This is a genomic window from Maribacter sedimenticola (genome assembly GCF_900188415.1).
GTDB lineage: Bacteria > Bacteroidota > Bacteroidia > Flavobacteriales > Flavobacteriaceae > Maribacter > Maribacter sedimenticola.
This window is the reverse complement of sequence record NZ_FZNV01000005.1, coordinates 83,472-108,588: the sequence shown is the minus strand read 5'-3', so window position 1 is coordinate 108,588 and position 25,117 is coordinate 83,472. Positions and strand designations below refer to the sequence as shown.

Below are 25,117 nucleotides of genomic sequence, written 5' to 3'. Positions count from 1 at the left end.
CAAATCAGTGACCGGTTGCTTCTCCTGCTCCGCTTGGAATTCTAATATTCTCCACAATTTCTTGAACATCTTCCGGCGGCTCAGGTGTAAATTGTAAAACAATGATCGATACTATAAAGTTAGCGATCATGGCAATACTACCAAATCCTTCCGGTGAAATACCAAACCACCAGTCGTCTTGTGTTCCTCCACCAAACCAACCGAATTTAAATTTAGTCATATAAAAAAGCATAAGTAGAATTCCTACTACCATACCGCTAATAGCTCCTTCCTTATTCATTTTTTTATAAAAAATACCTAGTACAATGGCCGGAAAAAATGAAGCCGCTGCCAGCCCAAATGCCAAAGCCACTACGGCAGCTACAAAACCAGGCGGATTAATGCCAAAGTAACCTGCTATTGCGACTGCAACAGTTGCAGAACCTCTTGCCACCCATAATTCTGCCTTGTCCGATATGTTGGGGTTAAATACCTTTTTTACCAAATCATGGGAAACGGAAGCTGATATCACCAACAATAAACCTGCGGCGGTTGAAAGTGCGGCGGCAAGACCACCTGCTGCTACCAAGGCAATTACCCAAGCAGGTAAGTTTGCAATTTCAGGATTTGCCAATACCATAATGTCATTGTCGATCGTAAGCTCATTTTTTACTTTATCCGCTACATATTGAATTTTTCCATCTTCATTTTTATCATCAAAAGAAAGTAGGCCGGTTTCCTCCCAGTTTTTAAACCAAACGGGCATACTGGAATATTCTTGGTTACTTACCGTATCAATTAAATTTGTTTTTGCAAAAACGGCTACCGCTGGTGCCGTTGTGTATAGTATGGCAATCAGCAAAAGCGCCAGCCCTGCAGACTTACGTGCATCCTTTACTTTTTTTACGGTGAAGAAACGAACGATAACATGGGGCAAACCTGCGGTTCCGACCATTAAGGCAAGTGTTATTGCAAATATATCGGTGATAGATTTTGACCCATTGGTATATTCATTAAAACCAAGTTCAGTGGAGAGACCATCCAACTTTTCCAGTAAATAAGTACCGGAACCATCGTTGAGGGTAGCCCCCATGCCCAATTGTGGAATTGGGTTGCCTGTCATTTGTATGGATATGAATATGGCTGGAACCATAAAGGCAAATATCAATACGCAATACTGGGCAACCTGTGTATAGGTTATGCCTTTCATTCCGCCAAGAACCGCATAAAATAGGACAATCACCATACCTATAATTACACCTGTATTGATATCTACTTGTAAAAACCTGGAGAAAACGACACCTACACCACGCATTTGCCCAGCTACATACGTGAAGGATACGATAAGTGCGCAGATGACGGCCACAATGCGAGCTGTTTTTGAATAATAGCGGTCGCCTATGAAATCAGGCACCGTAAACTTTCCAAATTTACGAAGGTAGGGAGCCAATAAAAGTGCCAACAGTACATACCCGCCGGTCCAGCCCATTAGGTAAACGGAACCGTCATAGCCTGCAAATGAAATTATTCCGGCCATTGAAATAAATGATGCAGCTGACATCCAATCCGCTGCGGTAGCCATGCCATTGGCAAGGGGAGATACGCCCCCACCGGCTACATAAAAATCTTTTGTTGAACCGGCCCTTGACCAAATAGCTATGCCGATATAAAGGGCAAAGGTAAGCCCTACTAAAATATACGTCCAGGTTTGAACACTCATATTGTTGGTAATTTTGGTTGGTTAGAGAATGGTCTAGTCGTTGTATTGGTATTTTTTATCCAATTTGTTCATGAGCCTTACATATACAAATATGAGGATAACAAACACATAGATGGCACCCTGTTGTGCAAACCAAAACCCTAGTTTAAATCCACCTATGGTAATGGAATCCAAGGCATCTTTTAATAAAATTCCCGCACCGAACGAAACCAGGAACCAAATAGTCAATAAAATGAAAAGATATTTTACGTTCTCTTTCCAGTAAGCAGTTGCTTTCTTTTGTTTTTCTGACATCTTTAAGTTGATTTACAATCCAGTAAATTAGGTAAAAAAGTTCAATTTGGTATGAACAATACTCCACTAGAGGAATCTTTTTTGGCTCCTGTAACAGAAGACAGAACATTTGTTTGTTGTTCTACCCTTAACACCCCCATTAATGCAAATACAAGTGCTTCCTTGAATTCAATGATTATTTTTTCTGGTATAACGATTTCTGTGCCCTGACCTAGCTTTTGCTGTAATATCCTTATAAGGAAAGAGTTTAATGCACCGCCACCAGTTACCAATAATCGTTGCGTTTTTTTCTTTGTGTTCAATTTTACCTGTTGTGCTATTTTATCGCACACATGGTGAATGCTGGTGTGGAGTAAATTTTCTATGGTGTCTTCCGTTTCTTCAACGATTGGTAAGACTTCTTCCAAAAACCATTCATAACCAATTGATTTTGGATGGGGCAAAAGGTAGTACTGTAAATCGTTCAGTCGTTTTAACATCGTTTCATTTATGGCCCCGCTGCTTGCTAATCTTCCATCTTCATCATATTCCAAATCAACTTTTCTGGTGATATAGTTCAATATCATATTTGCCAAACCTATATCATAGGCAATACGTTTGTTCTTTACCTCAAAGGATATATTGCTAATGCCCCCAAGATTTAGACAGAAGTCATACTCGTCAAAGAAAAGTCGGTCGCCAATGGGGACTAAAGGAGCTCCCTGACCGCCAAGGGCCATGTCATTGGTCCTAAAATCCGCAATGACCTTAATTCCGCTGACATTGGCCAAATGTTGACCTGATCCAATTTGGAAAGTAAGTCCCATCTCCGGACGGTGGTGCGTGGTATGGCCATGACTGGCTATATACTCAACTTCTAAATGATGATCTTTAATAAATTGTAAGGATTGTTCCCCAAGCCAAGTTCCATATGTATTATGAAGTTCAATCAGTTTTTCGGCGGATAAACCAATAGCATCTTTAAGTTCAACTAACATTTCCTTGGAATACGATATACTTTTGGAGGCCTTAATTTCAAATTTCCAAGACCCTTTGTTTTCCCAAATGTGACAGTATGCCAAGTCCAGTCCATCTAAAGATGTGCCGGACATAAGACCAAGAATTTTATAAACCTTCATTTGAATGATATTTAAATGATCTAATTAATTTAATGCCACCGGAAGTCTTCCATGAGCTTCAATTGTTCCCAAAAAATGAGCGGTGGCCACGTCTTGAAATTCCTTAAAATTTTGATAGACAATTACCGTAGCTGTTGTCTTGTCTATATCAAAAAATTTAAGGGCATAGGGATTGCCAAAATGATACAGCACTACGTTTTTTCTTTTTATAAGATGATTTATGAACTCAATTTCTTCCTTCAGGAATCCAAAATTGTTCGTGGGTTTTATTTGTGGTGGGGTCAGTAGTATCAACGCATCTGTCTCATCTGCAACATCATTCTGCATTTCTTTCAAGGATGCTAATATTTCTTTTTCGGATTGATCAGCACTATAGCGTTTTATTGTAATAGTGCAGTGATTTGTTTGTCTGAATTTTTCAATTGCCTTTGTAGTACCAACCTGTAACGTGAGCGATCGCTCTGCAATCTTTCGGTTTAAGGAACTAGGGTTGGTGAGCTCAATATTTGGGTCTGTATTTTGAAAAGCCTTTGTTTTAAGCTTCCAAATTCGTTCAAGACTTTTGTTAATTTGGGCAATTGATGCGTTTTTTAGTATCATGTCGATACCTTCTTTTATATGCTCCGCAAAACACAAAACGTCATTTCCGGCATTAAATGCCAGCCATTCTAATTGCCCTGGTGTAGGATAGTTTTTTGATACGGCATGCATGTTCAGCGCATCGGATATGACTACTCCGTCAAAACCCATTTCGTTTCTTAATATTCCCGTAATAATATCTTTATTGATACTAGAGGGTAAACTTCTATCCGCTGTCAGTGCAGGTACTGATAAATGGCCTACCATTATGGAATTTACCCCATTTTTAATGAGCTGTTGAAAAGGATATAGTTCATTTTCCAAAAGCTCGGCCTTGGTTTTGTCTATTACAGGTAATCCTAAATGTGAATCTGTAGCAGTATCACCATGTCCTGGAAAATGTTTAATACTCGTAAGGATGCCTTCGCTCTGCGTTCCATTTACATATGCGGTTGCCAATGAGGTTACATGGTCTTTGTTTTCACCAAAGGAACGATAACCAATTACTGGATTATTGGGGTTGGTATTTATGTCCACTACCGGAGAGAGATTCCAATGTATACCAGCCGCTTTACAGTCTATTGCAATTTGTTTTCCAACTTCAAACACCAAATCCAAATTGTCGGTATTAGCCCCTAAGGTTATGGCATAAGGGTATTGTGGTGTATTTTCAATACGCATTGCCAACCCCCATTCCGCATCAATTGCTATTAAAAGGGGGTGTTTAGCTGCTTGTTGGTAACGGTTAATCAGTTGTTTAAGCACCTCAAAACTGTGCGCATTGTGAGCTATCTTTTTCTTTCCTTCAAAATTTGTAGCTGCACTTGCTCTGGAATGAAAAAAACACAATCCTCCAATATGGTAATTGGCTATTAAATTTTCTAGATCTCGTATCTCATCTTCGGTATCATTGATAAAAGCGGCAGGCATAAATAATTGACCTACTTTTTCCGTAGTTGTAAGTTGGTCTAGTGTCTCTTGGGTTAGCATAATCTTATTCATTGGGAACTGCTGTTTTTTTACCGAAATCTGCTGGATAGGTTATAAACTTTAATAGTAATAGGGCAGGGAGGGCCGCAATGACCACCCAGATAAAAAAGCCGTCATAACCTAACCACTGTTGCATATAACCGCTGATCATGCCGGGCAGCATCATTCCTAAGGCCATAAAACCAGTAGCAATTGCATAATGTGATGTTTTTGATTTGCCATCCGCTATATAGATTAAATACATCAAGAAGGCTGCAAAACCAAACCCATAGCCAAATTTCTCAAATATAACCGTTGCGGTCACTGCATATATGTTGGTGGTATTCGTGAATGCCAACACCGCATATAAAATATTTGGAAGGTTTAACGAAAGGACCATAGGTAGCATCCATTTTTTTAATCCATCCTTAGAAATCAAGATTCCTCCCAATATACCTCCAATGGATAGAAAAATTACGCCAGCCGTACCAAATATGGTTCCCAACTGTTCCGTGGAATATCCTAAGCCGCCTTTATCTGGTGTGTCCAACAAAAAAGGCGATGCCATTTTAACCAATTGCGATTCTCCTAAACGGTAAGTTAAAATAAAAGCTAGAGCAATTCCTATACCCGGCTTTTTGAAAAATGAAGAAAAAACTTCCAAGAAGCCAGTAGCTTTTTCGTTATTTATCCCATTTTCCGATTCATATTTTGGGGTTACAAAAAAATTGGTCACCGTCATGATCAGCATTAAGAATGCTGCCGCGGACATGGTAATGCTCCATGCCTTGGTATTGTCACCATACTTATTTTCAAGGAAACCTGCCAAAACAACAATTAATCCTTCTCCCGTGACCATGGCCAATCTATAAAACGTACTGCGCATCCCCACAAAAAAAGATTGTTTTTTTTCCGTTAGTCCCAGCATATAATAACCATCTGAAGCAATATCATTGGTAGCAGAAGCAAAAGCGGCCATCCAGAAACAAGCAAGGGAGGAGATAAAGAACATATTGGTAGGTAGGGTAAGGCCTACGCCCAATAGGGCAATAGCTATTAGCAATTGCATGGCTAGAAACCAGTTACGCTTTGTGCTTTTTAAATCCACAAAAGGGCTCCATAGTGGTTTTAACACCCAAGGCAAGTACAATAAGCTGGTATATAGACCTATATCTTCATTGCTTACACCAAGTTTTTTGTACATGATTACTGATACGGTAACTACTAAAACATAAGGCAAACCTTGTGTAAAATATAAGACCGGTACCCATGCCCAAGCTCCTTTATCTTTTTGTACCATTCTTTTTTAATTTCTTAATATTAATTACGGTTGCCGCTGTTTCTACACCATATTTGTCTATGAAACTAAGGGCTATAAAATTGTCGCTAATAGCTGTTTTTGGAATACTTATGGTGTTGGGGTTTTCATCCAAAAATATTTTTTTTACCAATTTCTTCATTTTGTATGCCTCCTTTACCTTACGGCCAGATTTGTATAACACTGCATATCTCATATTGACGATATCTTCTATGTGCAGAATAAATTCTTGATCGTTTAGTTCAGTAATTGCCAAACGCGGTGTAGGCACTGCTGTTATGTTCAAGGATGAAAATGAAGGGGTCAAGGCCGGTACCTTATAAAAATCTTTGCGTATTGCGTTCACAACATCCTCATTGTCGTTCATTAATGATTTTGCACTGAACATAATATTTCCAAATACCTCAGGGGTTTTTCTAGCCAGTTCTAATTGCTGAGGAAGTTCCTTTGGATTGTTCCAGGCGGGGTCACTGTTGTTTTTGACTTTATATGCGCCATTACCTATATATATGTTGGTATTGTAGCTGTTATTGGCCCACCAATCTACCAAAGTTGCGTGTGGTGCCGCTTTGAGATCCATGCTCCAATAAATTTGTGGAGCTAAGTAATCTATCCACCCATTTTTCATCCATAATAACGGATCTGCATATAAGTCCTCAAAGGTAGTTTGACCAGCTTTGGTATTGGACCCACTTGGGTCTGTTGTTTTATTTTTCCATACCCCAAACGGACTTATTCCAAACTGGACATATGGTTTAATGGATTTAATGGTGCGGTGGGTCTGTAGTACCAAAGAATCAATATTACTACGTCTCCAATCCTCTAAATTTTGATTTGGCTTTGCATAGGTTTTAAATGCTGTTGAATCATTGAAGATTTCATCCTTAATTCTATAGGGGTAAAAATAATCATCAAAATGTATGGCATCTATATCATAATTGGTAACTATTTCACCCACAATTTCAGAGAATCTTTTTTGAACCTCTGGTAACCCGGGATTGTAATAATTCTTTTTTCCGTAATGCACCATCCATTCTGGGTGGGTACAGTAATCATGGGATTTTGAAAGAACTTCAAAATTTTCATCGAAAGTTGCCCTGTACGGATTTAACCATGCATGAAATTCCATTCCCCGCAAATGCGCTTCTTTGATCATCCAGTCCAGCACATCGGTATTCCATTCTGGAGCTTTTCCTTCTTCACCGGACAGAAATCTAGACCAAGGAGCAAATTCAGAATCGTAAAAGGCATCACCTGCAGCACGTATTTGTACAATGACTGCATTGTAATTCTCTTTTTGGTAAAAATCTAGAATTTTTAAATAGTCTTCCTTTTGTTTCTTAGAAGTGTCATTTCCATTTTTTGGCCAGTCAATATTTACTACGGTTGCGATCCAAACCCCTCTAAATTCTGTTTTAGGATGTTTCTCATAGGTTTTAAAAACTCCACAGGAATGAAATAAAAGAATGCAAATTATTAAGATGATGTATTTTGACATATATAGGAATGAAAAAGGCCCATTTTAGAACTAAAATAGGCCTTTTTGAATAAAGAATATGTTAATTGAATTTATGGCGTACAAAGGCTTCCATAGCGGCATAGGAAGAAAGTCCTAACGCCTTATATTTATTGGCCGTGTCACGGTTACGTTCCTCGGCGCGCATCCAAAATTCCCTAGAGTCATCTCCTTGGAACATGACCCCATCTTTTTGAGATTGATGGCAAAATATGGCATTTCGTTTTTTCAATACCTGCCCCGGACTCATTGGTACGGCCATCTCAATTTCGTTGATATCCCATTCATGCCAAGCTCCTCTATACAGCCATAACCAGCAATCTTTCATAAACGGTTCTGATTTCAATTGCTCACAGGCTGCAAAAACAGCATCTAGACAAACTTTATGCGTTCCGTGCGGGTCTGCCAAATCTCCTGCGGCATAAATTTGATGAGGTTTTATCTTACTAATAATCTCCACCATTAATGCAATGTCCTTAGCGCTTAAATTTTTCTTTTTAATGGTTCCTGTTTCATAAAATGGCAGGTCCAAGAAGTGTACATTTTCATCCTGTAGTCCCATATATCTTGTTGCCGCATAGCTTTCCCCGCGTCTGATCTTACCTTTTAGATTTCTGACTTCGGGAGAATCTATCCTGGTCTCATTTTTGTCCGTAATGGATTTTATGATTTTTTCCGCTTCGGAAGAAGGGGTGATCTGCATCGCTATTTCCGCATATTTTCTTGCATCAACATCAGATACCGCAATATTTCCTGAGGTTTGGTAGACAATATGTACATCATGACCTTGTTCAACCAACCTGTCAAAAGTACCGCCCATTGAAATGACGTCATCATCTGGGTGTGGACTAAAGATAATGACCCTTTTTTGTGCCGGGGTTGCGCGTTCCGGTCTGTGGGTGTCATCGGCATTGGGCTTGCCCCCGGGCCAACCTGTAATGGTATGCTGAAGTTTGTTGAACATTTTAATGTTTAGGTTATAGGCATCTTCCTGTGCTAAGAGATCTGCCATACCATTGTCATTATAATCCTTATCCGTTAAACTCAATATTGTTTTACCGGTAGTTTCGCATAGCCAAACCATAGCTTTGGATTTTAGCTCGTCCGTCCAGGTACAGGCATCTACCAGCCATGGAGTCTTATTTCTGGTAAGCTCGGTACCGGCACTTGTATCTAGAACAAACGTACAATTGTCATGGTCCTGCAAGTAGGTGGCGGGTACATGTGAGGATATTTCCCCCTCTATAGTTTTTTTGATAATATCCGCCTTGTTTTGACCCCAGCCCAAGAGTATAATGCGTTTAGCCTTTTTTACTGTTGAAATACCCATTGTAATGGCTTTTCTGGGAACATTGTCTATTCCCAAGAACGATGGAGCCGCATCTACGCGAGTAATGTGGTCCAAGGTTATGACCCTTGTACCGGAATTCAAATGTGATCCTGGTTCGTTAAAACCTATATGGCCTGTTCTACCTATGCCCAACAATTGAAAATCAAGACCTCCATGTTCTTTGATCTTTCTTTCGTAGGAAAGGCAATAAGCGGTAGTTTCATCACTGCTGACCGTACCGTCTGGAATATGAATGTTTTCTTCTGGGATATCTATATGGTTGAACAAATGTTCGTGCATGAAGTAAAAATAACTTTGTATGTTATTGGGCTCCATAGGTAGATATTCATCCAAATTAAAAGTAACCACGTTTTTAAAACTTAATCCTTCTTCCTTGTGCATACGTACCAATTCTTCATATACCCTAATTGGGGAAGAGCCGGTTGCCAGTCCTAGTACACACTTTCTTTTTTGCCCCTGTCTTTTCTTGATCAGGTTGGCAATTTCTTCCGCAACTTTAATGGATGCAATGTTGGAATCTTGGAAGATTACATTATGGATTTTTTCAAAACGAGTTTCCTCAAATTGGCCAATGGGTTTATGGCTGATATCAATCTTAGAATCTTGTAAGGCGTTTTTCATAGGACAGCAATAAAATTTTGGTTTTAAATTCATGCAAATATATGCACTATTTTGCATTTATGCCGTTTTTTGCAATAAAATTTGCTTTATTTTGCTGTTAATTAATATTGATATGTTGTTTTATTAACTTTAACGTCATAAAACGGCAAGTAAATTAAAATGTTATCTTTGCCTTAATTCGCTAAAATATGTTGTTGTAAAATGCTAAAAGAGGAACGTCACAGAACTATTTTAAATGAGGTAGATCTTCATAATAGAATTTTATTGACCGATATCGCAGAGGCCTTGGATGTATCTATCGATACCGTTAGAAGAGATGTTAAGGAGCTGGATGCGGAGAAAAAATTACGAAAAGTACACGGTGGTGCCATATCCATGGGTTTTATGAGCAATAGTGCACGTAATACCAAAATTTATAAGCTAGACCAAAAAATGGCGATCGCCACCAAGGCAATAAGTTTATTGAAAGATGGTGCCGTTATCTTTATAGATGGGGGCACAACTTGTTTGGAAATGGCCAGAATTATACCGGAAAACCTAAACCTTACCTGTTTTACAATAAGTCTGCCGGTCGCAATGGAACTTTCCAATAAAGAAAATATCAGTGTAATTTCCATTGGAGGACAAATTGCAAAGGAAGCACAGATAGCAATTGGGGCAAATGCCATACACCATTTATCGGAAATTAGGTTTGACTATAGTTTTATAGGTACGGGTTATGTAGATGCTATTTATGGGCTAACGGAGTTTGATTGGGATATCGTTCAGATTAAAAAAGCGGTAATCAAGGCATCAAAAAAAACGGTTCTGTTGTCCATTTCTGAAAAATTGAACTCACAACACCGCTATAAAACCTGTGATATCAATTCCATTAATACTATGATTACGGAATTAAAACCGGAAAACACCCTGCTCAATGCGTTTAAAAACCATGATATAAAAATTATTTAAGTATATGGATTACAAAAAAATTACCGAAATGCCATCCAATCACGACCATTTGGAAATGATGGATACCGCAACAATCTTGCAAAAAATGAACGAGGAGGATGAAAAAATTGCGGCTGCGGTAAAAAAAACCATACCACAGATTACAATTTTAGTAGATGCGCTGGCAAACCGTTTTGATCAAGGTGGTAGACTGTTTTACATAGGTGCAGGTACAAGTGGTCGTTTAGGTATTCTGGATGCTTCTGAAATACCCCCAACTTTTGGAATGCCCCATGAACGAGTGGTAGGTCTTATCGCGGGCGGTGATACTGCGATCAGAAAAGCTGTAGAAAATGCAGAAGATGCAATGGAACAGGCATGGGTAGATTTAAAAGAGCATCAAATTACGGAAAAGGATGTTGTAGTTGGTATAGCAGCATCCGGTAGTACGCCTTATGTGGTTGGTGGGCTTAAAGCGGCAAAGGCCAATGGGATCTTTACTGCTGCCATTACCAATAACCCTGGGTCGCCGATTGCTAAAATTGCAGATGTCCCCATAGAAATCAATGTTGGTCCAGAGTTCCTTACCGGTAGTACAAGAATGAAAAGTGGTACATCGCAAAAATTGGCATTGAACATGATTTCTACCGCGTTGATGATAAAAATTGGAAGGGTAAAGGGGAACAAAATGGTAAATATGCAAATGAGCAATGATAAGCTGGTGGACCGAGGAACCCGCTACATTATGGAGGATTTAGGTATTGGCTATGCGGAAGCTGAAAAACTTCTCAAAAAATATGGGTCCGTTAAATTAGCGGTAGAGTCTGTTAAGGGTAATTGAATTTATACTTTTTTAAACAGAATTAATAGTTCCTGAATAATCATTTTTTGGGGACTAACCTGTAAATTCCTTTTCCTTCTACCGCTACATAAATTAAGCCATCCGGGCCTTCCTTTACTGCCCTGACCCTTCCTAAATTTGGCATAAGTTTCTCGCGTAAGGTCACCTTGTTTCCGTTCAGTTCCAAACGTTCAAGGTATTGAAAGGCCAAAGACCCTACCAGTAAGCTACCTTTCCATCCCTTATATTTGTTTGACGTTACATAGGCCATACCGCTAGGGGCAATGGAAGGCACCCAGTAGTGTACGGGGTTCTCCATACCGGAAATACTCTTTTGATCCGTTATTGGTGTACCGCTATAGTTAATGCCATAAGTGGCCAATGGCCATCCGTAGTTAGCTCCTTTTTTAATAATGTTGATTTCATCCCCGCCTCTAGGTCCGTGCTCATTGTCCCAAATTTCTCCCGTAACGGGATGTTTTATCAATCCTTGGGGATTACGGTGTCCGTAGCTATAGATTGCCGTTTTGGCACCATCCACACCTATAAAAGGATTATCCGCTGGAATTCTGCCATCATCATGTAATCGATAGATTTTACCGCCATCTCGTTTTATGTCCTGTGGGTTGATATCCCGGTCGCCTCTTTCCCCTATGGAAAAGTAGAGGTAGCCTTCATTGTCAAACGCTATTCTGGACCCAAAATGTTGGCCTTTGGTGGTATTGGGTACGGCCTTGTACAATTGTTCAACATCCGTTAGTTTATCATTGCTCAATTTAGCCCTCATTAGTGCGGTGTTACCTCCTTTTTCATCGCCCGATGCAGAGGCGAGAGTGATATAAATCCATCCGTTTTTGTCGTAATTCGGGTGCAGGGCAATATCCAGAAGCCCACCCTGACCACGCTGATAAACATCGGGAACATTACCGATCATCGATTTTTTGCCATCCTTAAAATGAATCAATTTTCCCGATTTTTCTGTAATCAATATACTTTTATCCGGAAGGAATGCAAACCCCCATGGAATCTGTAGCTGATCGACGAACAACTCTGCGTCAAAAACAGAAGTGTTTGGTGTAATTACTTTGTTTTCAATATTTTGTGCACAAGAGGAATTGAGCATTACAACAAATAAAAGCTGTAGAACGATACTTTTTTTCATATTGAGACGTTAGAAATATATTAAAGGACTAATCATTATTTAAAGATAAAATATAAGTATAAAAAATTACAACAAAGAACGGTAAAGATCCCAAATCGCATTGTTCTTAAAATTTCACTTAACCTATGCTCCCAAAACAACAACGGTATACGTTGGTTGTACTATTACTGATATTGATATCCGTAGCTGGTACAACTGCAATAGCCAACTCTAAGGTAAGTACCCTTTTTGAGGAAGTGTCTTTAGCTTTTGATAAGGCTGTTTCTACCACAGAAAAAAAACAACCCCAACAAACCAAGAAAAAGAATGCGCAACTTGTTGCCAAAGCAACTTCAACGGCAATGTTTGCAACAATCATTCAAGGGGCGGATAATCTTGAAAATTGTGACGACAACGGTTTTACGGTCGCACGCTTTAATCTTTGCGGTGACTATGATGACCGTATCATAAGTCTTTCCGGTGGGCCTTACAGTAATGTCTCATGGCAAGTATTGGGTGGGTCGTGTAGTCCGGATATTAATACGGAATGTCCAAATACCGGTGCATGTTACACGGAAGTTGCCGATCAACAGACCTTTACCTTGGACGCCAGTTCCGTGCCTTCTACACAAGGTGCGGAATATCGTGTTGTAGCCAATGGTCAAATCTATTATTTTAAAGTTAAGAAAAGTACCATAAACCAAACTTATGAAAAGCAAGACTTCATCTGTGGAGTAGATGGTAGGATCCAAATTACCAACTTGTCCAGTGCTTATGAATTCAGTATTAACGATGGCAGTGGTTTTGGGGCTTGGCAAGGACCTATATTCCCTAATTTGGCAGCGGGTACCTATAATGTTAAAGCTCGATTAAAAAATACGGCGAATACCTGTGAATATCCTTATGAGCCTATAATTATTGAAGAAAGAAATATTGATATTACCGCAACTTTCCAAGATGCGCTATGTAATGGCGACACCGGTAGCATCACCGTAAATGCTTCAGGAGTGCCAGGGCCTTACAAATATACTTTGCTGAATTCCAACGGTGTACGTCAGGAATTTACCGCATTTATGCCAGACAGTTCCTATACGTTCTCTGCGGTAGGTTTTGGTTCTTATATCGTACAAGTGGAAACCTATCAATGTACGGGTGATCCGGGTAACGGAATCAATCCTCCAAGGCAGCATTTAGATGTTAATGGAAATACGTTGACCATTGGTGCGGGTGCCTCTGCCTTGGACGCCTCTACAGAGGTCAATAGCAGTTTTGGCTGTTCGGATATTTCAAGTGTGGATATTATTTTAAATACAAATGGCGGTTCTGCGCCTTATACATTTACGGTGAACAATGGTGCGGTACAACCTGCTTTTGGTAATGCTTCTACGGATACGGGAAGTACGATCTTTACCGTAACTTCCGCTGGTACCTATGATTTTATTATTACGGATAGTAATGGTTGTACCATTAGTGCTTCATCAGATGTTGAAACACTGTCTCCACCAGATGTAACTGTGGCCGGTATTGATGGTAGCTGTAGTAATGGTGGTGCTAAATTGGATTTTACCATAAACAATGGACGGGGGTATAATATCTCTTTTCGTGAAAGTGCCTCTGCCCCTTGGGTGAGCACTCCCCAGATATCTGTTGCTGCAGGTACATATAATGATATAGAAGTTCGTTATCAACAAGGCGACTTTGAGTGTACCTTGGCAATGCCTTCCATTACCGTTAATACGGTAGGCTCTTTAACGGGATCGGCCAATAAAGTTTCTGATGTTACCTGTACCAGTAGTGGTACCGTAGGTGGACAAATAGATTTTGTGGGACCATTTTCAGGTGGTTCTGGTAGCGGTTATGAATTTAGTATAGATGGTGTGCATTTTTCGAGTATTACCTCTTATTCTGATTTGTCTCCGGGTACGTACACACCTATAATCCGTGATGCCGGTGGTTGCCGATTGGAATTGACGTCAATTGAAATTTTGGATATTGATCCACCTACGGATTTGGCTTTTGTACAATCTAACGTGAGTTGTTCCGCCGGGACATCTGATGTACAATTGACGCCAACCAGCAATGCGGCCATCAATAGGTATGAAATTATTAGCCCATCTTACGTTGATAATGGTAACAATGATACTTTTATTGGTCTACTGACTTCACAAGCTTATATTTTTCAAATCACTGATGTAAACGGATGTACCTATACGGAAGGTTTTAGGCCTATAGTTACCAGCTCTATTAGAGTGCGCGTAAAATCTGGAGGAGATTTAAGGGTATGTAGCGGTGCTGCAGATGGTTCCGGTACTTTTATCGTTGATGGTTTTTCAAATACATATACCTATGATATAAATGGTGGACTTTATACCGGTGGGCCCCAAAATGACGCTGAAGTTATCTTGCCATTATCCGGTGCAGGTACATATACCATTACTATAACGGACTCGGATACAGGGTGTACGGATACCGCTTCTTTTGATATTGAGGAAGCGACCACCTTGGACTTGACCTCAAGTGTAGTAACACCAATGAGTTGTGATAATAATAATATTGGTAGGGTAGAAGCAATAACCACTGGAGGATGGGGAGGATATAAATATGCACTTGAATATCCTTCCGGTTATAATACTGGAGTCGTATCAGGTAACATATTCGGTAATCTGACAGAAACTACGGATGCGCTAGATCCATCCGATGTATATACATTAACGGCTATTGATAGTGAAGGTTGTAGTACCACCTTTACCTTTGACCTTGAGGCTAGGACTGCACCAAGTATTAGTATTGCAGCTGCAGACCTGTGTTATTCGCCAACCAATACTCCGTCTGTAACCGTTACAAGTTCAGGTGGGGGAACAGGACATGTTTATAGAATAAATAACGGGGGCTTTACCGCATCACCTACGTTCAACAATTTGTTTCCGGGAACTTATACTATTGAAGTGCAGGATGATAACAATTGTCGAAGTTCTGTTAATATAACAATACCACCACAGATCAATGTTCAATTATCCGTTGTTGATGAAATACCATGTGCCGGTAGCGGTACCATGGGTATTACTGTTAATGGTGGTAATATATCCGATTTGACCAATACCTCATATACCATTTTCAAGGATGGGTCTCCGGTAGCGTCCGCAACAGGTCTTCAATTGCCATCAAATTCATTTGATTTTGCAATTGGTTCCCTGGAACATGGTACATATACCGTTTCTGTAGAGGACAATAATGGTTGTACGGATATAAGCGAACCTATCATTTTTGAAGCTCCATCTACCATTACCGCTACGCATAGAGTTGTTGGTCCCAGTTGTGGCGATGCCAACAGTGGTTTTATAGATATTACGCCAGATCCTACGGTAGGTATACCACCGTATGAAATTAAATTTGGACCTGCCGGTAGTTTAAGTTATTCCGTGGCAGATGACGGTGCATACCAATATTCTTCTCAAACTACATATTCTGGGTTACCGATCGGTGATTATGAGTACGTGGTCAAGGATGGTAGAGGTTGTTTAATACCTGGTGTTGTAACAGTAACGGTAGCTGCAGATGGTACAGTGGCACCAAATGCAACGGTTGCGCCAATTGATGCTACCTGTATTGGTAATGTGGTTTCCGGAGGTATTGAAATAACTACCGTAAGTGGAGGTGTGCCAGAATTTGTGTATATCGTTGAAGACCTTTTTGGAAATGAAATTACTAGAGTGGAAACGGATGGTTCAACAATTTACCCTTTAAACATCACCCATCCAGATATTGTACAAGGAAACTATCAATTGGTTACTTTGGACTCTAGAGGTTGTAGGGATGTGGATACGGTTACAATTGGTAATGCAACGGTACAGATTCAACCGGATAATACGTTATTGCCGCCAACATGTACACCGGGCGGATTTCCCTATTGCGTAGATATTGTTGGTGGTACTGGACCATTTGATATCCGTATTTTAGATGGTACTAATCCGCCGTATATTTCATTGGGAGGTACACCTCCAAGTGAAATAAGAAGGTATTGTTTTCCAAATATTCAATTTGGGGAGGTATTTACGGTTGAGGTAGTAGATACGTTCTCGGGTTGTATGTACCAAGAAATTATTGGGGTGCCGCAAGGACCTTCTACCGTAGACGTAAACCTTGCTATTGATAATGCTACCTGTATTCCTGGAAATGAAGTAGGATTGACCTATTCTGTTACAGGTACTACGGGGTTATTGGATATTGAAATACGAAATACAGAGACAGGAGACCTGTTTATTGCCGAAACAAGATCAGAAACAAATTTCACATACCAAGTTCCAGAAGGTGCTTATAGTATCTTGGTTTTTGATAATGGTACACAATGTTCAGATGGTGCACAGGCAGAAGCTCTTTTGAATGCTCCAAGGGTGGATATTTTGGAAAATATAAACTCTAACTGTAATGCGGAAGGCCAACTTACCGTAAGGGGTAGTGGTGGTGCACCTTTTGCTACCGGTAGTCCTTATGAATATGCTTACGTGCCTGCAGGTACCCCTGTAGATGAAAATGGAACACTTACTCCCGGTGATCCGTCTGACGATTTTACGGATGCCTCTACCGTTACGTTGCCTGGTGCTCCCGGAGCGGGAATTGAATATGATATTTGGGTGAGGGATTCCAGAAATTGCTCCTATAGGATTTCAGCGGCAATAATTACGGAAGACCCACCATTGCCGGCGCCCACTTTTTTGGTAAGTAACCAATGTGATGTAACTGCGGCTAGCTTTACCATTGATCTATCCTTACCGGCCTATATTAATACGCCAACCTTTACCTTGGGCGGTGTAAGTCAATTAGGTACCAGGGCCAATGATACCGATCCTTGGACCACAACCTTTACCGTAAACAGTGTAGGGGTGTACCATGTAGATGTTATGGATGCAAACGGCTGTGTTGGTGCTGCCGATCCTGAAGTGTATCAGGTATTATCCGCAACAGGTGAATTCTCCAGACCACCAAATTGTACGGATTCTGATGGGGAAATTACGGTTTATGCCAATGGTGGTAGCGGTAATTTTAATTTTGAATTACAGGATAGCTTAGGAAATTATATCGCTGATAATGCTACAGGAGTATTTACAGGAATACCGGCAGGGGAATACCAAGTTGTGCTGGTGGATGATCTTGTAAATGACGGTACCATTTATTGTCCGTTTACCGTATATGATATTATAAGTACCATACCTACGGCTCCTAGTATTATAGCTGACGGGGCAAACAATATAAGTTGTAACGGGGCGGATGACGGTAGTATCAACATAATATTGGCCGGTGGATCAGATGTGGATGGGATTGCCGCATATAATTTATACACAGGTACCTTACCATTACCCAGTTCGGCAACGCCAACGACTACTAACCTGTCTGGTTCATTTACAGGTTTAAGTGCAGGGGATTATGTTGCTGAGGTTGTAACAGATCTGGGATGTACGGACCTTGTAGAGGTAACAATTAGCGAACCTGCGGTATTTTCAATAGAAGCTTCGGCTCCGGATTTTGCTTGTGAACCGGGTGCAAACCGTTATAGCTCAACCATTATTTCAATAAATGTTTTAGATCCGGGCACTGTTGGATCTGGGTATCAGTATAGTATCACCGGGTTCTCCAACTATCAATCTGGCAATACGTTTGAAATTGTGGATAATGGTTATCCACAGGACATAACCGTTTATGCAATAGATGGTAATGGATGTCAAACTACTTTTGATGTGCCTAGAATCTACCCGCCTACGGATGTGGTTCCATCTATAATTAATGTGGAACCTCTAAATTGTAGGGATGATGAAGTGGTACGTATCCAAGTTTTGGGTACTACGGATTTTACGGTGAATACAATTTCGGTCGCAAGCGTTACTCCTGTAAATAATACAACAGGAAATGACTATGTAGATGTCTTATTGCCTGCTGCCGGCGATTATCTTTTTGAAGTTGTTGATAATACGGTTGGCTGTACGTATCCTATGCCGGTTCATACGGTTATTGAACCTCTGCAACCAAGGGTCGTCATAAGCGAGGCTAAACCCGTAAGTTGTGCTAACCCAGGAAATGATGGCGCATTGTTCATTACGGTCAGTGATTATTCCGGTATATTTGATTATACCGTCTATGAGGCGGATGACATTTCAAGAACAACTCCATTGGCTACGGGAACGTTCAATACGGCCAATTATCCGGATGGTAATGGTGATGAAGCAAGAATAGAGAATTTACCCGGTGGAAACCTGATTGTGGATATAGTATCCGTAGGTATGCCATTCTGTTCGGCAACCAGTAACGTAGCTAATATTAGAACCCCTAACGGACCGTTAACGGTTAATGCAGTTGCAATTGGTAATGTTAGTTGTACGAACGATACAGGTGAAATAGAAGCCACAGGTACCGGAGGATGGGACAACGTTCCTTATGAATACCGTTTGTTAATGAGCGCAGATGGTGGGGCAACATATACCACGGAAATAGCGGCATTTTCTAACGTCAATAACTTTACGGGATTATCTTATGGTTTTTATCAAGTGGAAATACGTGATTCTGAACTGTGTACGGACACTTTTGAAATTGAATTGGATGAAGTTCCACAAATTGTAGCAGGTATTAGAGAGCCCCAAGGCCTTGACTGCCCTAATGGGAACAATGCGGTACTGGAGGCTTTTGATATTACCTCTGGCGATAGTGCTACGGCAATTGCCGGTGCAAGTGGTGGTTTTGCCGGTGCAGGATATAATTACACTTTGCTTTACCTTAATAGTAATGATAATACGGATATCGTTTCCCAAAGTGGATTACAGAATACACCTACCTTTATTGGTGATAGTGGAGGTTACATTAGTGCTGGTTGGTATGCAATTGAGGTTTCTTCCAGTTTTGGATGTTCTTTTGTTACCGATGCCTATTATGTTGACCCACCTCCGCCGATCCAACCCCTTTTGGTGCAGACCAGAGTACCAGGTTGTGGTGGTGACGGCGAAATGAGGTTGACCGTTGAAAATCCCGATCCTTCTTTTTCTTATGAGTATTTAAGGGTAGAGAACAATGTGGCAATAGGTGGTTACGAACCTATGAACGGTACTTCAATATTAATATCCGGAGTAGAAGGAATTACTTATCAATTTGATGTGAGAAAGGTAAATTCCGCCGGTGCTTGTCCTTCAATTAGGAGTAACGGTATTACTATGACCAATGCTACCGGAATTACGTTATTGCCCAATTTACCTGATGATATTTCCTGTGCCTCTGAGTTGGATGGCCGTATAGAATCCTTTGTTAATGGTGGTGTGGGCGAAGACCTGTTTTACCTTTTTGAAGGTGATCCAATTGATGCTTTTAACCCTGTTGCAACCGCTACTATGGTTAGGGGACCTCAGGACAATGGAACTTTTGAAGGCCTTCCGGAAGGAACAAATTATTATATAGCGGTAACGAGTGGATCCACTTGTATGGATATAGCGGGACCATTTGAGATTGTTAGACCGGAACCTATTGTTTTTGATGCCGTTGCTACCAATGTCACCTGTAGCGGTGAGGAGGACGGTTCTATAACTATAACCGTTAGTGAAGGAGGTGTTGGTTTAATACAATTTGCGATCGCACCTAATTTTAATGAATTCTTTAGCGATGCTGAAAATCCTGGCAGTTATACGTTTGATGAACTTGAAGCCGGATCTTATGAAATTTTGATACAGGACGAAAATGGTTGTTTTGAAAAAGATGTCATTACCATTGAGGCTCCCGATCAAATACAGATAGTGGATATAGAGACCATGGCAGAACTATGTATAGGTGCCAATGATGGCTCAATGTCCTTTAACATTATTGGTGGTACCCCTTTCACGGACGTATTGGTCAGTAATACCCCATACTATGAATATAAAATTGAAATGATCGATCCAGTTGATGAAACAGGAACGGCAACTTTTCAACCCTATTTAGGCGATCGTATAGAAAACTTACAAGGAGGGGCTTCTTATGCAATCTATGTTCAGGATGTAAATCTCTGTGGAACCATGGAAGTTTTTACCGTAAATATTGGGGTTGACCTTTCTGCCGAACCACAAGTTCAATACGGTTGTGATGGTATATTTCCAACAAATACCACTACGATCAACTGGGGCGGAGATGTTCAGGCATCACAATTAATGTTCGCTTTAGACCCCATAGATCCTACAGACCCTATTAGTGCCAATGCAACGGAGGAATATATTTGGGGAGATTTGCCACCTGGGGACCATACAGTCTATATCTATCATGAGAATGGGTGTACAAATAGTGTGGAATTTTCTATAGATAGTTATGAGCCCTTAAGTCTTTCCGTTGATAAAACTGGTCCAAATGAAATTGTGGCCGTGGCCACAGGTGGTTTTGGTAACTACGAATTTTTCTTTAATAGTAGGTCTTATGGTACGGAAACTACGTATACGACAAATGAAAGCGGAATGGTAAATGTTAGGGTAGTGGACCAAATGGGATGTGAGCTGCAATTAGATGTGCCATTTGAGTTTACGGGAATGTTGGAGTTTCCAAATTTCTTTTCACCAGATGGAGATAACCTGAACGATATTTGGTCTCCTAACAATAGAGACCTGTTTGATGGGGTTGTCGTTAAAATATATGACCGTTACGGTAGGGTTGTAGCAGTTCTGGACGAGGTAAGTGGTTGGGACGGAACCTACGAAGGTAAAGAAGTGCCTACTGGAGATTATTGGTATGTTGTCAATGCCAATACCGCAGAAATAAGATATGTTGGCCATTTTACCTTATATAGATAGGTAAATACACTTTAAAGTAAAAAAAGAGCTAAAACATTTTAGCTCTTTTTTTATACAAACAGGTTATATGGGCTTTCACCGGTAGGATTATAATTCCTTTAGCGTATTATTATTTTAAACTGTAACCCATCCTTTTTTGGTACATTTGATAGACTAATTCACTGTCATCAATGAAGTATATTTTATATGTAATTCTACTTGTGCTATTTCAAAATTGTGCTTCCCAAGAAAGAGCAATCTTAATCGATGATGCCATGGAGACCAATGTAAGGGAGCATCTTGCCTATTACCTATACTATCCGGAAAATTACGAAACCGAGCCAGAAAAGGATTTTCCTATTTTGCTTTTTTTGCACGGTGGAGGCGAATCTGGCGATAGCCTGGTGACCGTTAAACGAAATGGACCTCCAAAACTTATTGCCCAAGGGAAGAAATTTCCTTTTTTGATTTTGGCCCCTCAAAACCCCAATGAAAAAAAATGGTGGAACACTAGGGCCGTGAAACAATTGTTGGACTCTATAGTGGCGACCAATAGAATAGATAAAAAACGTATCTACTTAACGGGCCTTAGTAGAGGCGGAGGTGCTGCGTGGGAACTTGCGGTTCAGTACCCTGAAACCTTTGCCGCAATGGCCGTTGTTTGTGGTATGACGCCGGTGCCCTATGCATCTTGGATCAATAAAAAAATGCCAATTTGGGTGTTTCATGGAGAAAAGGATAAGTCTATCCCAATTGAAGAATCTGAAACTATGGTGGATCGACTTAAGGAAATGGGGTATGATGTCCTATTTACCAAATATCCAAATGTTGGGCATAGTGCATGGATAAAGGCTTATGAGACCGATGCATTGTACGACTGGTTTATGAATCAGGAATTAAACTAGTTAGAGGTATAGGGCATGGATAGCAGACGGAATATTAAATACACTTTAATTTTAATTCTGCTCCTGCTGCTGGCTTATGGGATTTGGTCCATAAGGAACTCTATGAAGATTTCGGATTATCTTGAGCCTGAAATAGTGGCTACACATTATAACGGGGCTAATTTTGTTGGTTCTGAAACATGTATGGAATGTCATCCGGATATTTACAAATCTCATTTGGAAACCGCTCATTACAACACTTCAGCTATTGCGGATAACGAACATGTAAAAGGAAGCTTTACCGAGGGTTACAATGAACTGAACCTTACCGGTGTTCGTTTTAAAATGACCGAGTTAAACAATCATCTCTATCAATATGCAAAAGCAAAGTTTGGAGACACCTTGGAAGTAAGGTCAAAATTAGATTTGGACATTGGTTCCGGTGTAAAAGGGCAGAGTTATCTAACTTGGAACGGTAATGAACTTTATCAATTACAGCCATCCTATTTTCAGCCTACAGGTTCGTGGGTCAATAGTCCAAGCTTTCCGGAATACGCCGTGCGTAGAGAAGTTGATGATACGTGTTTAAAATGCCATGTAACCTTTGCAAAGAATACCAACCCAAAGGGTAATAGTAATACTTATGATCGTGAAAAGTTGCTGTTAGGTATAGATTGTCAAAGATGCCATGGTCCTTTGGAAAAACATGTGGTATACCATCGAAATACGCCCAATTCAAAATCTGCTGCTTATGTTGATGACTATAGTACGTATTCTAGGCAACAACGTTTAGATGCCTGTGCGGTATGCCATTCCGGACTTCAGGCTCAACAAATAAAAGGTAACCCTTTCTCTTTTTTAGCTGGGGACACACTATCATTATATTCTAAAAACTTTAGAAGTTATAACCTTCCATTGGAACTGGATGTACATGGAAATCAAATGGGACTTTTGAGTAAAAGTGCATGTTTTGTAAATACTCCTAAAATGGATTGTATGACATGTCATGACCCACATAAAGCCGAGCGTGGCAATGCTGACCATTTCAACAATAAATGTCTAACCTGCCATAATGTTAATAGTATCAATACTGATAATTTGGATGTTAAACATACAGTAGACCAAAATTGTATTTCTTGCCATATGCCATTATCTCCATCCAAAGTTATGAAACTAAGCGTTGAGGGTCAGGAAGATGAAATACCGGTTTACATACGTACCCATTTAATAGGGATATATGACTGAAAACCTTTAAACGAAAAGAGAGGTTGAACATAAATTTCAACCTCTCTTGAACGAACAAATGATAAAACTTAAATTTTAATAATTAGGGTCTTGGGTTATGGTTGGTTGCCCATCCACTGCAGAGCGATCTATGGCTTCTATGGGTATAGGAAAATATTCATGTTTTCCTTTTGTAAAGGATTTTCCCGATAAATACGTCCTCAACTCAGATTCGCTTGCTATGTATGCATTTAATACATCTGCTGCAATTCCCCAACGCTGTAGGTCAAAAAATCGGTGACCTTCCAAGGCAAATTCCAATCGTGTTTCAAATCTAACCGCTTTTCTTGCCAAGACGGGGTCTGTCCAAACTTCATCATAGGTTGCAATTTCATAATTGGCAGCAGGTGTACCGGCTTCAATGGTAAAATCGTTTCGGTCCGTACCTTGGGTGGCAAGGGGTACAAATCCTTCAGGATTAGCCGCCCTACTTCTTATTTCATTGACCAAGGTACGAGCCCTTTCCAAATCACCTAATTCAACCTCTGCTTCAGCAAGCCATAGATATATCATATCTAGCCTCATGATCCTATAATTGTTGGCAGAAAGATTTCCCCATCCTCCTTGACCAAAAGCTTCAGGTTCCGCAACATGCTTCATGGAGAAAAATGGTCCGGCATACGAAAGGTCCCTGACAAAATCTGTTTGGTAAATTTTAAAGCCCTTATATAAAATACCCGGTCTTCCTACCGTATGGTCCAAACGGGGATCCAATGTACCTGTATAGGTCGACAATGTTGTGGTTTCATCCACATCTGCGGATACGTTGGTTTCGTTGAACGTGTCCAATAGTGGTAATCCCTCCTCGGTTTTATATGCGTTCACCAAGTTTTGAGACGCTTGGTAAAAACCACAGCAACCCCAAGGATCGGTATACGGGTGTGCCAGGCCAATACCTCTATTGGCTGCATCTCCAGATGCACTGCTAATTGCGTATTGTACCTCAAAGATAGATTCGGTATTATTACGTGTGGCAACTTTAAAGTTATCCTCAAACTTATCCATTAAAGTAAAAGGACCATTTTCGATAATATCATCGAAAATTACTTTTGCTTCGCCCATCTTGGTCAGGTTGGCCGTGCCGTTCTCGTCAAACCCTTGATATATCTTGGCTTTGCCCAAAAACGCTTTTGCGGCCCAACTAGTTGGTCTTCCTACATCTCCTTGCGTAGCGGGCAACACTGCTGCCGCAGCCTCAAAATCCGCTTCGATCAATGGCCAAATTTCCCTGTCGTTCGGAATTTTCGTGCTTTCAAGATCGTTTAAGGCGAAATTTTCATCACTTATATAAGTTGGCATTCTCCACATTTTTCGCGCCTCCATATGGAACAATCCTCTTAAGAATCTTGCTTCTGCCACTATTTGGGCTCTTCTTTCATCACTAATATCCTCTACTTCCGCTAGCGTGGTAAGAACAATATTAGTGGCGGCTACACCCTTATAAAGTCCTCTCCATTTATCCCTTATATGAATATTAAAGGATTGAAAGTCATATCCTTCTATGAACGATTGTTCTGGTTGGTCACCGGCATCAGTACCTTTTAGGGCATCATCTGAGGCAATATTAAATACCCAACTATGAATGTCATTGTGCCAAGTTTGGCCTTCTAGTCCACCTCCCGGTACCATGGTATATGCGCCAATTAAAAGTCCTTCAACCCCATCTGCAGTTGCAACATCACTTTCGCTGAAACTGCCCTCGGGTTCTCTATTTAAAAATTCATCACTACATCCTGTTATAAACACCAGGGCGGTGACACAAGCCGTGATTAATATGTTCCTCTTTTTCATGATATATATTTTATGC

Annotated in this window: 14 protein-coding genes; 5 read left to right on the top strand and 9 right to left on the bottom strand. The window is 40.4% G+C overall.

Annotation, left to right across the window (positions count from 1 at the left end; genetic code table 11):
- Positions 1-4: 4 nt before the first annotated feature.
- From CHB68_RS14140 to nagB, 7 genes are all read right to left on the bottom strand, one after another.
- Positions 5-1,699, bottom strand: coding sequence for a sodium:solute symporter family protein (locus CHB68_RS14140; RefSeq protein WP_089261762.1), 1,695 nt, complete (start codon positions 1,697-1,699; stop codon positions 5-7).
- A gap of 33 nt (positions 1,700-1,732) precedes the next feature.
- Positions 1,733-1,993, bottom strand: coding sequence for a DUF4212 domain-containing protein (locus tag CHB68_RS14135; protein WP_089261760.1), 261 nt, complete (start codon positions 1,991-1,993; stop codon positions 1,733-1,735).
- 41 nt (positions 1,994-2,034) lie between these two features.
- Positions 2,035-3,111 (bottom strand): anhydro-N-acetylmuramic acid kinase, encoded by a 1,077-nt coding sequence (locus CHB68_RS14130; RefSeq protein ID WP_089261758.1) that lies wholly within the window; start codon positions 3,109-3,111, stop codon positions 2,035-2,037.
- A 24-nt stretch (positions 3,112-3,135) separates the two neighbouring features.
- A complete protein-coding gene (locus tag CHB68_RS14125; protein ID WP_089261756.1) occupies positions 3,136-4,692 on the bottom strand; it encodes a glycoside hydrolase family 3 protein in 1,557 nt (518 codons plus the stop codon).
- Positions 4,685-5,959, bottom strand: a complete 1,275-nt coding sequence (locus CHB68_RS14120) for an MFS transporter (RefSeq protein ID WP_089261754.1) — start codon at positions 5,957-5,959, stop codon at positions 4,685-4,687. Before CHB68_RS14120 ends, CHB68_RS14125 begins: the two co-directional genes overlap by 8 nt.
- A complete protein-coding gene (locus tag CHB68_RS14115) occupies positions 5,943-7,475 on the bottom strand; it encodes a glycoside hydrolase family 10 protein (RefSeq protein ID WP_089261752.1) in 1,533 nt (510 codons plus the stop codon). Before CHB68_RS14115 ends, CHB68_RS14120 begins: the two co-directional genes overlap by 17 nt.
- A gap of 61 nt (positions 7,476-7,536) precedes the next feature.
- On the bottom strand, positions 7,537-9,465 hold the full coding sequence (nagB, locus tag CHB68_RS14110) for a glucosamine-6-phosphate deaminase (protein ID WP_089261750.1): 1,929 nt from the start codon (positions 9,463-9,465) through the stop codon (positions 7,537-7,539).
- A gap of 201 nt (positions 9,466-9,666) precedes the next feature.
- On the opposite strand from nagB, the gene CHB68_RS14105 reads away from it, so the two are divergent.
- Together CHB68_RS14105 and murQ are read left to right on the top strand one after the other, a co-directional pair.
- Positions 9,667-10,416: a DeoR/GlpR family DNA-binding transcription regulator gene (locus CHB68_RS14105; protein WP_089261747.1), complete on the top strand. Its 750-nt coding sequence runs from the start codon at positions 9,667-9,669 to the stop codon at positions 10,414-10,416.
- Positions 10,417-10,420: 4 nt separating this feature from the next.
- Positions 10,421-11,236, top strand: coding sequence for an N-acetylmuramic acid 6-phosphate etherase (gene murQ / locus CHB68_RS14100; protein ID WP_089261745.1), 816 nt, complete (start codon positions 10,421-10,423; stop codon positions 11,234-11,236).
- A gap of 40 nt (positions 11,237-11,276) precedes the next feature.
- Here the strand turns inward: murQ and CHB68_RS14095 are convergent, their stop codons facing one another.
- Positions 11,277-12,398 (bottom strand): PQQ-dependent sugar dehydrogenase, encoded by a 1,122-nt coding sequence (locus tag CHB68_RS14095; RefSeq protein WP_089261743.1) that lies wholly within the window; start codon positions 12,396-12,398, stop codon positions 11,277-11,279.
- A 125-nt stretch (positions 12,399-12,523) separates the two neighbouring features.
- On the opposite strand from CHB68_RS14095, the gene CHB68_RS14090 reads away from it, so the two are divergent.
- The 3 genes from CHB68_RS14090 (at position 12,524) to CHB68_RS14080 (ending at position 23,271) form a co-directional block, all read left to right on the top strand.
- Positions 12,524-21,163 carry a T9SS type B sorting domain-containing protein gene (locus CHB68_RS14090; RefSeq protein ID WP_089261741.1) on the top strand — a complete coding sequence of 2,880 codons (8,640 nt, stop codon included), beginning with the start codon at positions 12,524-12,526 and terminating at the stop codon, positions 21,161-21,163.
- Positions 21,164-21,333: 170 nt separating this feature from the next.
- On the top strand, positions 21,334-22,047 hold the full coding sequence (locus CHB68_RS14085) for a carboxylesterase family protein (RefSeq protein WP_089261739.1): 714 nt from the start codon (positions 21,334-21,336) through the stop codon (positions 22,045-22,047).
- A 102-nt stretch (positions 22,048-22,149) separates the two neighbouring features.
- Entirely contained in the window at positions 22,150-23,271 is a 1,122-nt protein-coding gene (locus CHB68_RS14080; RefSeq protein WP_179213207.1) for a multiheme c-type cytochrome, read from the top strand.
- A 75-nt stretch (positions 23,272-23,346) separates the two neighbouring features.
- Here the strand turns inward: CHB68_RS14080 and CHB68_RS14075 are convergent, their stop codons facing one another.
- Positions 23,347-25,101, bottom strand: a complete 1,755-nt coding sequence (locus tag CHB68_RS14075) for a RagB/SusD family nutrient uptake outer membrane protein (RefSeq protein ID WP_089261916.1) — start codon at positions 25,099-25,101, stop codon at positions 23,347-23,349.
- Positions 25,102-25,117: the final 16 nt, after the last annotated feature.

Excerpts from the sequence above, each read along its gene's own strand:
- CHB68_RS14120 (WP_089261754.1), bottom strand. The coding sequence starts at position 5,959 with ATGGTACAAAAAGATAAAGGAGCTTGGGCATGGGTACCGGTCTTATAT.
- CHB68_RS14095 (WP_089261743.1), bottom strand. The coding sequence starts at position 12,398 with ATGAAAAAAAGTATCGTTCTACAGCTTTTATTTGTTGTAATGCTCAAT.
- CHB68_RS14135 (WP_089261760.1), bottom strand. The coding sequence starts at position 1,993 with ATGTCAGAAAAACAAAAGAAAGCAACTGCTTACTGGAAAGAGAACGTA.
- nagB (WP_089261750.1), bottom strand. The coding sequence starts at position 9,465 with ATGAAAAACGCCTTACAAGATTCTAAGATTGATATCAGCCATAAACCC.
- CHB68_RS14075 (WP_089261916.1), bottom strand. The coding sequence starts at position 25,101 with ATGAAAAAGAGGAACATATTAATCACGGCTTGTGTCACCGCCCTGGTG.
- CHB68_RS14085 (WP_089261739.1), top strand. The coding sequence starts at position 21,334 with ATGAAGTATATTTTATATGTAATTCTACTTGTGCTATTTCAAAATTGT.
- CHB68_RS14125 (WP_089261756.1), bottom strand. The coding sequence starts at position 4,692 with ATGAATAAGATTATGCTAACCCAAGAGACACTAGACCAACTTACAACT.
- CHB68_RS14080 (WP_179213207.1), top strand. The coding sequence starts at position 22,150 with ATGAAGATTTCGGATTATCTTGAGCCTGAAATAGTGGCTACACATTAT.
- CHB68_RS14115 (WP_089261752.1), bottom strand. The coding sequence starts at position 7,475 with ATGTCAAAATACATCATCTTAATAATTTGCATTCTTTTATTTCATTCC.
- CHB68_RS14130 (WP_089261758.1), bottom strand. The coding sequence starts at position 3,111 with ATGAAGGTTTATAAAATTCTTGGTCTTATGTCCGGCACATCTTTAGAT.
- murQ (WP_089261745.1), top strand. The coding sequence starts at position 10,421 with ATGGATTACAAAAAAATTACCGAAATGCCATCCAATCACGACCATTTG.
- CHB68_RS14105 (WP_089261747.1), top strand. The coding sequence starts at position 9,667 with ATGCTAAAAGAGGAACGTCACAGAACTATTTTAAATGAGGTAGATCTT.
- CHB68_RS14140 (WP_089261762.1), bottom strand. The coding sequence starts at position 1,699 with ATGAGTGTTCAAACCTGGACGTATATTTTAGTAGGGCTTACCTTTGCC.
- CHB68_RS14090 (WP_089261741.1), top strand. The coding sequence starts at position 12,524 with ATGCTCCCAAAACAACAACGGTATACGTTGGTTGTACTATTACTGATA.